Here is an 11,570-nt window from a genome sequence, read left to right as displayed (position 1 = left end):
TCATGCCCCCTCGCTCCGCTCTCGATCCGGTCTCCATGGAGGCCGACCGGATCGGCTTTTTCGGCAAGCTTCCAAGCCATGGTGATTTTGTCTCGACCGGCCTCAGCCGGACGGTACAGGACGCGCTCGATGCGTGGCTGCAATCCGGCATTGCAAAGGCCCATCATCATGCCGGCGAAAACTGGGAACAGATTTTTGCCAACATGCCGGCATGGCGTTTTGTTGCCGAACGCGGCATCTGGGGGCCGTTGACGGTGGCCGGCGTGATCGTGCCGAGCCGCGACCGTGTGGGCCGCAGCTTCCCTCTGGTGATCACCGCGCAACTGCACGAGTTTACCGGCGACACCAGAAAACTCTGCCTCGACGAAACCTGGTTCATCGCGCTGGAAGGCCTTGCCGAGACTGTGTCGCGCCGGGATTTCGATCTGGACACGTTTACCGCCAGCCTGAAACGGCTGCGGCACCTGCGGCCGTCCGACGAACATTTCGAACCGCGCGCAGGCAAAAGCCAGCGAGCTGATACATTGTGGTGGCGCTTCGACCCGATGGACCGCCAGAACAAGGGATTTCGCAGCGGCGGCGCACCGCAGCCGACGGATTTTCTGGAATTGCTGATGGCGGGCATGGAGGCTTCTGCACCGTCACCATCAGAACCCAAGCCGGCGCCTGAACCGGTGCCCGTGCCCGCGCCGGTGCAGCCACCACTTGCGGCAGCGAACCTCAATCAGTTCGAAGCCGAACCGGCCCCCTACCTCGCGCCTGCGCCGCTTGCAGAGGCCCGGAATTTTCGGCTACGGCATGACAAGGCCAGCCATGCCGGCACCCGCCTGAGCGTCAATGCCGACGCCGTTCTGGCGCAGCACACACCCTTCCTGTTTGCGGTTGCCGATGGTGTGGGCGATAGCGCCGATGCGGTCGAGGCGAGCCGTCAGACGATTGCCATGCTGGCGGATACGGCACCGCAGGACACGATCGAAAGTCTTGTTCAGGAGATGAAGGGAAAGCTTGGCCGCGCACATGGCCTGCTGCAATCGACACCCGGTTCCTGGGGGCGCAAGCCGCCTTTGGCGAGCCTCGTTTCGCTCGGCGTGGTGGAAGACCGGTTTGCGTTGGTCTGGGCAGGAGACGCGCGCGCCTATCTGCTGCGCGACGGCATGATGCGCTGCCTGACGAAAGACCATGTGTCGGTCGGCCTGCGCCGGTCGCTGTCACGGGCCATCGGCCTTGCGGGGCAGCTTTCACCCGAAGTGCTTTCGGACGAGTTGCAGGCGGGCGACCGTTTTCTGCTCTGCAGCCACCCGCTGTCCCGCGTGATACCGGAACGCAGCATCGCCGAAATATTGCTGTCCGGCGATATCGACGACATTGCCAATACGCTCATTCAGGAAGGCCTGATCGCCGATTGCCGCGAAAATCTCAGTGCCGTCGTGATCGACGTGAAGGATGGCAATGGCCGGTGAGCCGGGTTTCGCCGAGATAAAGAAGCGCTTTGCCGACCTCTGGCAAAGCCTTGTGCAGGATGGCAATGTCAGACGACCCGATGCTGAACGCCTGCTCCTGACCGACCGCGTACGCGCTGCGCTGGATCGCGGTGAGAGCCGGCTGCGCGATGCGCCTGTCGAGATCATCGCAAATTCGTTTGCCATCGAAGACAGGCTGCATGAAGCCGCGTTGACCGAGATTTTTCGCGTCCGTCATCGCGATCTCGGCACGCTTCACGCAATAAAGACGCTCCGTCCCGATCATGCCGACGATCCGGTGGCGCGGCGGATGATCCTGCAGGAGGCGGAAATCGGACTGCGTCTGCGCCATGGCAACATCATCGCGACACAGGCGCTGTTGCGGCTGGATGACGGCCGCCCGACCATCGTTCTCGAATGGTGCGACAGCAATCTTGGCGATCGGCTTGCCGAAACCCCCGCCTCGCCGGACGAGATCCGCACCATCATGACCCGCATGCTGGACGGTCTGTCGGCCATCCACGAACAGGGCATCGTGCATTGCGACCTTTCCCCCGCCAACATTCTGTTCGGCACCCAATCACTGGAAAGTCTGCGGATCGCCGATTTCGGGATTGCCTTGCAAGGCGCCGGCACGCACCGGCAACTAGACCTGCAGTTTGCAGGCCAGCCGGATTTTGCCGCGCCCGAGCAAAAGGCGGGCGGCATGATCGACCACCGCGCCGACCTGTTTTCCGCTGGCCGCATTCTGTCGTGGATGTTGCGCACCTGCGGTGATGCCGAAGCGATCGAGCTACACGCGCTTGCAGGCTACCTGTCGCAACCGCTGCCGCAGGATCGCCCGGAAACGGCAAAGGCCGCCTTGCTGATGCTTGGCGGCCTCTGAAAATCAATCGAAACTGACGTTGATCAGTTCGCGCCCGGCAGCGGTGCCGCGGCCGTTGCCACGCTCTTCTGGTAGATGGTGAAGAGTTTTGCGAAATCGACCATGCCGGCATTGGTGGCATAGAGCATGTCGCCATCAGCCATCTGGAAACGCTGCATCAGCGCCAGGTTGGAAATGTCCTTCATGTCGATGCGGTAAACGGCAGGCTTGTTCGAAACGCTGTAGGTGGTGGCCACCTTCTGGGCGACGGCGCCCGCCACCGGCTTGTAGACCGTTTCGTTGCGCAGCAGATAGACATTGCGGGCATTGGCACGGTCATCCAGCAGACCACCGGCGCGGCCAAAGGCCTGTGCCAGCGTCAGCTTGCCCGGTTCGAATTCGAACTCGCCGACGCTCTTGAAGGCCCCGAAGGCGGTGAAGGTCGGAGCGTCCTTGCCGACATAGATCTGGTCTTCCGGCAGAAGATAGACGTTCTGGGCAGTGTCGTTCATCAGGCGCTCGATCGGCGCTGTGGCACGCTGGCTGCCGCGGATGAGCGTGACCGAAGCGGCACCCGGCGCAGAGGCCGAGCCACCGGCAAGCGCGATGGCATCCAGCACACGTTCCTTGCGCGCCGTCAGCGGGAAACGGCCGGCTGTGCGGACATCGCCATTAACGGTGAAGCCGGTCGAGGGCTTGTCGACGACAGTGACGACGGCCTGCGGATTGACGGCAGACCCCTTCAAGCCGTTGACGATGCGCGACTGCAATGCTTCCGGCGAGGATTCCAGCACGCGCTGACGGCCGACGAAGGGCAACGTCACCGTACCGGCGGAATCGACCGTGAACTTGCCGAGATTGAGCGTCTTGCTCTGGGTGGAAGAGAACATGCCCTCCTCACCGGTATCAAGGATGGTCACCTCGATGACATCACCACGGCGCAGGCGCGTGTCGGCATAACCACCCGAGCGCATGCCGGCCAGACCGAGATCGGTCGGCGCGTAAGACATCGGCTGCGTGATCGGCGGCGCCATGGGTGCATCCGCCAGACGGGTCACAGGAACGCGCTCTTTCGTGTTCGGGTCGACGGTGTTGTAAAAAGCACCAGCGTCCGGGCCATCAGAAGGGCTGGCACATGCAGTCAAAAGGGCTAGAACAACGAAGGGCGCAAGCTTCCGCATCACGTATCCTTGAATAAAAGAATCGGTTCAACGATAAGTATCAGCGAGACTTGACGCGGCAACACTTCAAGCGGGAAAAAACCAATTGTGACCGTTTCGCGGCTAGCGTTGTGACTTATCCGCAACGCGCGGCAGGATAAGCAGGGTAAAAGCCACAATAGTTTTACCCTGTTCCCGACGGACCATCCGTTTTCCGGAATGTTTTCAAGCAAGTACTGATGGAATGTCGATGCCTAGACGCGCGGCATCGCGACCCAGTTTTTCCCAGGCAACGTCACCCACCGGCACGCCTTTTTCCAGCGCGGCACGACGCTTGCGGGCAGCACTATCGCCCGGCATGCGCACCGGGCCATTGTTCCACGCTGCCGGCGGATTGCTGCGGCATGCCTCAGCCAGATGATCGGACTGCGTGGTGAAGGCATCGAGGCCCGCGAAAAAGGCGGGATCGATGACCTGAAGAAAGGCGCTTTGTGAAAACACACCGGCCGGCGCATTGGCGCGTCCCTTGCCGGACAGTCCCTGCCCCAGCAATTCGACGATCAGCGCAAGTCCAAACCCTTTGTGGCCCTTCAACTGTCCGCCAAGCGGCATCATCGTGCCGCCACGTTCCGTCACCTCGCGCGGATCATCGGTCGGTTCGCCTGAGGCGGTAAAGGCCCAGGCCTCGGGAAATTTCTGCCCGGCCTTGGCCAGTGTCTGCGTCATCGTGGTGGTGGTTATCGAGGCGGAAACGTCAATCAGGATCGGATCGGCGGATGTCGGGAAACCGGCCGCCATCGGGTTGGGCGTCAGAAGCGGTTTCGTGCCGCCATAGGGCGCGACACGACTGGCTGCCGGATGCGATACCGAGATCTGTACGATCAGCCCGCGTTCCGTCACCTGCCGCATGAAGGCCGAGAGCGCGCAGGTGTGATGACAGTTGCGGATCACGGCGGTGACGACGCCGTATTGACCGACACGCTCGCATGCCTGATCGAGCGCCTCCGACAGAAGCCACGCGCCCGGCAGCGATTTTCCGTCCCAGACGAAGGCGGCACCGCGATCGTTGACGACCTCATAACTGCCGGTTTTGGCGAGCGAGCCGTCTTCCAGCGCTTCGACATACCAGTGCAGAAGGCTGACACCATGCGTTTCATGGCCGATCATGTCGCCTTCGACAAGGATGGCGGCGGTGGCCTTTGCCTTATCCGTTTCCATCCCGGCGCGGGTCAGCATGTTTTGAGCAAAATCGGTCAGGGTTGCGCGTTCGATCAGCGGCATCGGTTTTTCCGTTCGTATTGATGGCTTTGACACAAGAAAGTCCCCCTCTGGCCTGCCGGCGTCCTTCGGACCCCACCACAAGGGGGGAGAAAATTCGCGGCAAACTTCTGCCTCGATTGGGCTTCGGCGGACCGGCTGGGTTAAGCCCCTCCCCCTTGTGGGGAGGGGTTGGGGCGGGGTCTTTTCCATATGCGACACCCCTCCCCTCGTGGGGAGGATATGCGGATTACTTGAAGCGGATCTGCGACAGCTGCAGTTCCGAGTTCGTGGCGATCGTCGGCTTGAAGTCGAGGCGCTTGGAAACGCGGGTAAAGCCGACCATGTGGAACATCGGGATATCGGCGATGATCTCGGTGTTGACCTTGGCGAACAGTTCCTTCCAGAGCTTTGCACGCTCATCGCCGGTGGCAGCCGTTGCCTTGGAGATCAGATCGTCGACGGCCGGATCGCGAACCATCGAATGCGAACCGCCGGAAGCGTATTTGACGAAGGCGGTGAAGACCGGGTCGCCGGTGGCATTGTCATGCTGCGACTGGGTGAGCGTCGGGCCGGAATCCTTGACGAACGGGGCGACGAAATAGCCGTTCCAGACGGACACGTCATACATGTCGAGCTTGACGTTGAGGCCGACCTCCTGAAGCATCGCCATGATGGCTTCCATCGTCTCGGTGGCATTCGGATATTGTCCGTTGCGGCCGATGATGCGGATTTCGCGATCGACCGGCACGCCGTCAGCTTTCGCCGCCTCGACCAGTTCCTTGGCCTTTTCCGGATCATAAGGCCAGGCGGGGATATCGGCGTTATAACCGATGGTGGTCGGCACCACGAGATGGGTGGCGATCTTGGCTTCTGCCGGGAACAGCGTCCCGAGCATGGCGGCACGGTCGATGGCAAGGTTCATCGCCTCGCGGATACGCCGGTCATTGGTCGGTGCCTCGCGTGTGTCGATACGCAGCGACGTCGTTTCCGAGTTCGGATAGGCGAAATCGGTTTCCTTGTTGGTGGCATCCTGCACGGCAACCGCCGGCACGATATCGGCCTCGCCCGCATCGACCATGGCGGCGGCAACGGCGCTGTCGGAGCGGAACAGATAGGTCGCCTGCTCCACCTGCGGCTGCTCGCCCCAATAATCTGGATTGCGCTTCAGCACGATATTCTGGCCGACCGTCCACTGGTCGAACGTGTAAGGCCCGGTGCCGACCGGCTTGCGGGTATATTCGTCCGCAGGGGTTGCTTCAGCGGATTCCATCGGGATGACGGTCATCAGCAGCGGCAGGATCGGCTGCGCCGGCTTGGTGGTGATGCGAATGGTGTTGGCATCCGGAGATTCAAACGAGAATTCGGTGCCGCCGAGATATTTGCCGCCGACTTCGCAAGTGATCTTCTTGTTCTTGTTGCGCTCCAGCGTGAACTGAACATCCTTGGCGGTGAACGGCTTGCCGTCATGCCATTTCACATTGGGCCGCAGCTTGAATTCCCAGGTATCGTCATCGACCTGTTTCCATTCGGTTGCCAGACGCGGTTTCAACGCGCTGTTGGCGTAATCGAACTCCACCAGCATCTCGTTGACGTTTTGCGAAATGACGCGGCCGACATCCTGACGGGCGGCCATGCAGGGCTCGACCACATCGACGGTCTCGGCCAGCACGACGGTGACATTCTTCTTGGCATCCTGTGCCATGGCCGGACTACAGGCCAGGGCGATGATTGCCGTGGACAGGCAGGCAGTTGCGATAGGCAGTTTCATGTCGGTCTCCTCCCATGCGCGTTAAGCGCGGTTTGCAGTGAATGCCATTTCCCTCTGTCAGCGGCCCGCCAGCGACTCCTCTTCGCCAGCGAACCCGATTGCCTCACATAAACACTAATGCATGAGTGACTGGTGAAAGGTGCCACTCAGGCAGTTTACTGGGCGGATAGATGAACCCGCCCGGCAACTCGAAAAACTCAGCTTGCGGAAGCAATCAGCTCGCGCATCATCTCGACCTCTTCCTCGGTCAGATCGACCAGCGGCGCACGCACCGGGCCGGCATCAAAACCGCGCAGACGCACGCCGGCCTTGATGGCGGAAACGGCATAACCGGCCTTGCGGTCACGAATGCGGGCAAATGGGTAATAGAAATCCCGCAGCAACTGCTCGCAGGTGGCATCGTCGCCGGCGGTGAAGGCGGCATGGAACTTCAGCGCGGTTTCCGGCACGAAATTGAAGACGGCAGACGAATAGGTGGGCATGCCGGCGCCACGATAGGCCTGTGCGAAAAGCTCATGCGTCGGCATGCCGCCGATGTAGGACAGGCGATCACCCAAAGCGACGGTGACGCGGCGCACGGTGTCGATATCGCCGGTGCCATCCTTGAAACCGATCAGGTTGGGACATTCGTCGGCCAATTGCGCCAGCTGTTCGGCGGAAACGCGCGCCTGGCCACGGTTATAAACGATGACGCCCATATTGGTGGATTTGCACACGGCGCGCACGCGAGCCGCAATGCCCTCTGCCGGCGCTTCGGTGAGATAATGCGGTAGAAGCAGAATGCCGTCGCCGCCGGCTTTTTCGATTTCCTTGGCCATATCGCAGGCGATGCGGGTGCCATAACCGCAGCCGGCGATGACAGGCGCATCACCGGAGACGGCGCGGGCGGTTTTCACCACATCCACGACTTCACCGGGGGTCAGCGAAAACAGTTCCCCGGTGCCGCCGGCCACGATCAGGCCGGCGACGGGGTAGGAGGAGAGCCATTCCAGATGCGCCGAGAACGGTTTTGCGGCAAACCTGTCTTCCGCGTCGAAAGGGGTGACGGGGAAGGACAACAGGCCGTTGCGGATAATTTCTCGCAGGTCGTTCGGTGCAATCATGAAGGGCTCCTCCTAAGCTTTATTTCAGTTGCGCAGATCTGCCGGCAGCAGGGCCTCCGGGAAGTTCTGGTAGGACACCGGACGCAGGAAACGGCGGATCGACATCGTACCGACGCTGGTGGCGCCAAAGTTGGTGGAGGCCGGATAAGGGCCGCCATGCACCATGGAATCCACCACTTCGACACCGGTCGGGAAACCGTTGACCAGCACGCGGCCAGCCTTGCGTTCCAGCACCGGCAGAAGTTCCTGCGCGAGACCGAGATCGCTGTCGTCCATATGCATGGTGGCCGTCAGCTGGCCGGCAAATTTTTCTGCCAGATCGACCATTTCGTCCGTGGAGCCGACGCGCACGACGAGGCCGAGCGGACCAAACACTTCCTCACCGAGCGAATGATCGGCAAGCCATGTCGCGCCCGTCGTTTCGAACAGATTCGGGCTTGCCTGACGGCCAGCGCTTTCGGAGTTCAGGACCGGCGACACGGCATTGCTGGAACGCATGCGCTCGACACCTTCGTGATAGGCGGAGGCTATGCCATCGGTGAGCATGGTCTGGGCTGCCACCTTTTCGAGACCGGCCTTGGCGGCGGCAACGAACTGGTCGGCTTCCGGGCCTGCAACGACAACGGCGATGCCGGGATTGGTGCAGAACTGGCCGGCACCCATGGTGAGCGAACCTGCCCAGCCGCTGCCGATGCTTTCTGCACGGGCAGCGGTTGCGGCCGGCAGAAGGAACATCGGGTTGACGCTACCGAGTTCGCCGAAGAACGGGATCGGTTCCGGGCGCTCGGCGCAAAGGTCAAACAGGGCGCGACCACCGGCAAGCGAGCCGGTGAACCCGACAGCCTTGATGGCCGGGTGCGTGACCAGCGCGGTGCCGACATCACGACGTCCGCCCTGAATGAGGCTGAACACGCCGGCCGGCATGCCGGTGCGCTCAACGGCGGCGGCAACGGCTTCGGCAATGATTTCGCCGGTGCCGGGATGGGCGGAATGGCCCTTGACGACGACCGGGCAACCGGCTGCGAGTGCGGCAGCCGTATCACCACCGGCTGTGGAGAAAGCGAGCGGGAAATTCGAGGCGCCGAACACGGCAACCGGGCCGATCGGACGCTGCACAAGACGGATTTCCGGACGGGCCGCCGGCTGGCGATCCGGCTGGGCGGCATCGAAACGGGCATCGAGATGGGCGCCCTTGCGGATATGGTCGGCGAACAGTTTCAGCTGGCCGGTGGTGCGGCCGCGCTCACCATTGAGGCGACCTTCCGGCAGACCGGTTTCCTGCGTGCCGATCAGCGTCACGGCTTCGCCGCGCTTGTCGATTTCTTCGGCAATGGTTTCGAGGAAGACGGCGCGTTCCTCACGCGATTTTGCCGAATAGGCGGCAAAAGCACTTTCTGCGGCGCGGCAGGCCTGATCGACGAGATCGACGGTGCCGACGGCAAAGTCGTGTGCCGGGCCGTGCGCCGGCTCCGATGTGAATGTCGAGGTGCCGGGCGTCCACTGGCCGGCGATCAAGTGTTTGCCCGAAGGGGTCCAGGTCATCAATGCTCTCCTTCCGGAGACTGCGCTCCGGTTTGCTGTGATATCTCTGCAGGAGAAGGCCTAACACGTGGACGTGTCCTCCTCCATGCCAGGAAACGCTGACAGCGTTCCCGTTTGTCTAAAAATCAGCCGCCAAAACTGCGGGTCTCGACCGTCCAGTCACGTGCCTGACCGGTGAGGCTGCAGCCGAGGCCGGGGCGACCCGGCACGATCATGCGGCCATCCTTGATTTCCAGCTCTTCATTGAAGAGCGGTGCCAGCCAGTCAAAGTGCTCGACCCATGGCTCGTGGGCGTAAGCCGCGGCCAGATGGACATGGATTTCCATGGCGAAATGCGGAGCAAGCCGCATACGCTTGGCTTCGGCCTGCGTGCAGATGCGCATGAACGGCGTGATGCCGCCGACACGCGGTGCATCCGGCTGGATGAAATCAACCGCATCGGCGCGGATCAACGCCATATGCTCTTCTGCGCTCGCCAGCATTTCGCCGGTGGCAATCGGTGTCGCCAGCTCACGCGCAAGTGCTGCGTGACCCTCGGCATCGTAAGCGTCGAGCGGTTCCTCGATCCATTCGAGATTAAGCGGCTCGACCAGACGACCGAAACGCAGCGCGGTGGTGCGATCCCATTGCTGGTTGGCATCGACCATCAGCGGCACGCGGCCATCGAGATGGGTGGTGATGGCATCGAGGCGGCGGATATCCACCATCGGATCAGGCTGGCCAACCTTGATCTTGATGCCGCCGATACCCGATGCCAGCGAATGATCGATGGCATCGCGGATTTCCTCGACGCTCGATGACAGAAAACCGCCCGACGTGTTGTAACAGGCAACGCTATCGCGATGCGCGCCAAGAAGTTTCGACAGCGGCAGACCGGCGCGCTTGGCCTTGAGATCCCACAGGCAGATATCAATGGCAGCGATCGCCTGCGTGGCAATGCCGGAGCGACCGACCGAAGCGCCGGCCCAGCAGAGCTTGTCCCAGATGCGCGCCGTGTCGTTCGGGTCCTCGCCGATCACATTGTCGGCGATCTCGCAGGCATGCGCATAAAAACCCGGGCCGCCGGCGCGCTTGGAATAGCTGAAACCGAGGCCGCTATGGCCGGCTTCCGTGGTGATCTCGCAGAACAGGAAAGCCACCTGTGTGAGCGGCTTCTGCCGGCCCGTCAGAACCTTTGCATCGCTGATAGGCCGCGCCAAGGGCAAATAGGCAAGCGAGAGTGTGACCGAGCGGATCGCATCCAGTTTGGACGGGCCGGCAGCAAAGCCAGCCTTGGGAGGCTGGGCAGGGATCAGACGTTTATCGGGATTGAACATGGCTTCCTCCTCCGCTGTTCGCCGGTTCGGACATCTGCCGCAAAGTTGCAACGACAGAAGACCGCCAGCACCCTTTTTTCAAACTAATATTTCAGTTAGACTCATATATCAATCGCAATTTTGCATTCTTGTGTATCAGCATCGCCGCCGGTAAGAATGCCGGAAAAGGATTTGCTCCATGAACTCGCAGCTTGCCGCGACCTTTGGCCTTCCAGCACCCGGTTTTCCCGTTGCCGTGGGCGGCACGGTGCAGCGCGTCTATGACGACCTGCGCAAGCGTATCATCACCATCCAGCTGCCGCCGGACACGACATTGTCACGCGGCGAACTGACCGAAACCTACGAAGTCAGCCAGACACCGATCCGTGAGGCGCTGCAACTCCTCAAGCAGGAGGGGCTGGTGCGCATCTATCCGCAATCGCGCACGGTCGTTACCCGCATCGACGTGCTGCAGATCTACGAAGCCCATTTTTTGCGCGTGGCGCTGGAAACCGAGGTCTGCCGCCGGCTTGCCGCCGATCCCGAGCTTGATCCCGCCATCATCACCCGCGCCCGCTCCATCATAAAAATGCAACGCGCTGTCGCCGACGATCCCGAACAGATCACCATCTTTCAGGAGCTGGACGAGCTTTTCCACCAGACCCTGTTTGCCGGCGTCAAGCGCAGCAACCTGCACCAGCTGGTGCGCGAACGTTCCGGCCATCTGGAGCGTATCCGCCGCCTGCATCTGCCGGAAACGGGCAAAATCGTCAGTATTCTGGATGGGCACCACGCGATCGTCGAGGCGATCGCCTCCCGCGATGAACGGGCGGCAGTCGATGCGATCCGCGAGCATCTGAGCCGTACGGTGGCCAAGGTGGAAGACATGCGGAAGGAATTTCCGCATTATTTTATCTGAGGTGAATTGGTCCTGCTTATGCCGCAGGCATTGGCATCTCATGTGAAGCAAGTCCCCCTCTGGCCTGCCGGCCATCTCCCCCACAAGGGGGGAGAAAATTTGTGGCCACCACTTGCCCCAATTCAGGCTTCGGCGGATCGGCCGGGTTAAGCCCTCCCCCTTGTGGGGAGGGTGGGGAGGGGTCTTTCTTTCCTACGC

General features: G+C 61.6%; 9 protein-coding genes. 3 read left to right on the top strand and 6 right to left on the bottom strand.

What is annotated here, in order from left to right:
* The first annotated feature begins 2 nt into the window (after nt 1-2).
* The gene (gene tagF, locus AAIH70_RS13880; RefSeq protein ID WP_430034388.1) at nt 3-1,460 is read left to right on the top strand and encodes a type VI secretion system-associated protein TagF; all 1,458 of its coding nucleotides are present in this window, start codon (nt 3-5) and stop codon (nt 1,458-1,460) included.
* Nucleotides 1,450-2,346: a serine/threonine-protein kinase gene (locus AAIH70_RS13875; protein ID WP_132274710.1), complete on the top strand. Its 897-nt coding sequence runs from the start codon at nt 1,450-1,452 to the stop codon at nt 2,344-2,346. The genes tagF and AAIH70_RS13875 overlap by 11 nt, the downstream gene beginning before the upstream one ends.
* A 23-nt stretch (nt 2,347-2,369) precedes the next feature.
* Here the strand turns inward: AAIH70_RS13875 and AAIH70_RS13870 are convergent, their stop codons facing one another.
* The 6 genes from AAIH70_RS13870 to AAIH70_RS13845 all read right to left on the bottom strand — a co-directional run bounded on the left by AAIH70_RS13870 (nt 2,370) and on the right by AAIH70_RS13845 (nt 10,474).
* Nucleotides 2,370-3,506, bottom strand: a complete 1,137-nt coding sequence (locus AAIH70_RS13870; protein WP_430034386.1) for a polysaccharide biosynthesis/export family protein — start codon at nt 3,504-3,506, stop codon at nt 2,370-2,372.
* Between the two features lie 204 nt (nt 3,507-3,710).
* Entirely contained in the window at nt 3,711-4,766 is a 1,056-nt protein-coding gene (locus AAIH70_RS13865) for an Ldh family oxidoreductase (RefSeq protein WP_132274716.1), read from the bottom strand.
* A 226-nt stretch (nt 4,767-4,992) separates the two neighbouring features.
* Nucleotides 4,993-6,513, bottom strand: coding sequence for an ABC transporter substrate-binding protein (locus tag AAIH70_RS13860; RefSeq protein ID WP_132274719.1), 1,521 nt, complete (start codon nt 6,511-6,513; stop codon nt 4,993-4,995).
* Between the two features lie 197 nt (nt 6,514-6,710).
* The gene (locus tag AAIH70_RS13855; protein WP_132274722.1) at nt 6,711-7,616 is read right to left on the bottom strand and encodes a 5-dehydro-4-deoxyglucarate dehydratase; all 906 of its coding nucleotides are present in this window, start codon (nt 7,614-7,616) and stop codon (nt 6,711-6,713) included.
* A gap of 24 nt (nt 7,617-7,640) precedes the next feature.
* Nucleotides 7,641-9,158, bottom strand: coding sequence for an aldehyde dehydrogenase (NADP(+)) (locus tag AAIH70_RS13850; protein WP_132274725.1), 1,518 nt, complete (start codon nt 9,156-9,158; stop codon nt 7,641-7,643).
* Between the two features lie 125 nt (nt 9,159-9,283).
* Nucleotides 9,284-10,474 (bottom strand): L-talarate/galactarate dehydratase, encoded by a 1,191-nt coding sequence (locus AAIH70_RS13845; RefSeq protein WP_430034383.1) that lies wholly within the window; start codon nt 10,472-10,474, stop codon nt 9,284-9,286.
* A 178-nt stretch (nt 10,475-10,652) separates the two neighbouring features.
* On the opposite strand from AAIH70_RS13845, the gene AAIH70_RS13840 reads away from it, so the two are divergent.
* Nucleotides 10,653-11,372, top strand: a complete 720-nt coding sequence (locus AAIH70_RS13840; protein WP_132274730.1) for a GntR family transcriptional regulator — start codon at nt 10,653-10,655, stop codon at nt 11,370-11,372.
* Nucleotides 11,373-11,570: the final 198 nt, after the last annotated feature.

Origin of the sequence: Neorhizobium sp. BT27B, assembly GCF_050455485.1 — a bacterium.
GTDB lineage: Bacteria > Pseudomonadota > Alphaproteobacteria > Rhizobiales > Rhizobiaceae > Neorhizobium.
Note: the sequence above shows the minus strand (reverse complement) of the source record. Positions and strands in the feature narration are given on the sequence as shown.

Coding starts and splice junctions, on each gene's coding strand:
- AAIH70_RS13845 (WP_430034383.1), bottom strand. CDS start 10,474: ATGTTCAATCCCGATAAACGTCTGATCCCTGCCCAGCCTCCCAAGGCT.
- tagF (WP_430034388.1), top strand. CDS start 3: ATGCCCCCTCGCTCCGCTCTCGATCCGGTCTCCATGGAGGCCGACCGG.
- AAIH70_RS13850 (WP_132274725.1), bottom strand. CDS start 9,158: ATGACCTGGACCCCTTCGGGCAAACACTTGATCGCCGGCCAGTGGACG.
- AAIH70_RS13860 (WP_132274719.1), bottom strand. CDS start 6,513: ATGAAACTGCCTATCGCAACTGCCTGCCTGTCCACGGCAATCATCGCC.
- AAIH70_RS13875 (WP_132274710.1), top strand. CDS start 1,450: ATGGCCGGTGAGCCGGGTTTCGCCGAGATAAAGAAGCGCTTTGCCGAC.
- AAIH70_RS13865 (WP_132274716.1), bottom strand. CDS start 4,766: ATGCCGCTGATCGAACGCGCAACCCTGACCGATTTTGCTCAAAACATG.
- AAIH70_RS13855 (WP_132274722.1), bottom strand. CDS start 7,616: ATGATTGCACCGAACGACCTGCGAGAAATTATCCGCAACGGCCTGTTG.
- AAIH70_RS13870 (WP_430034386.1), bottom strand. CDS start 3,506: ATGCGGAAGCTTGCGCCCTTCGTTGTTCTAGCCCTTTTGACTGCATGT.
- AAIH70_RS13840 (WP_132274730.1), top strand. CDS start 10,653: ATGAACTCGCAGCTTGCCGCGACCTTTGGCCTTCCAGCACCCGGTTTT.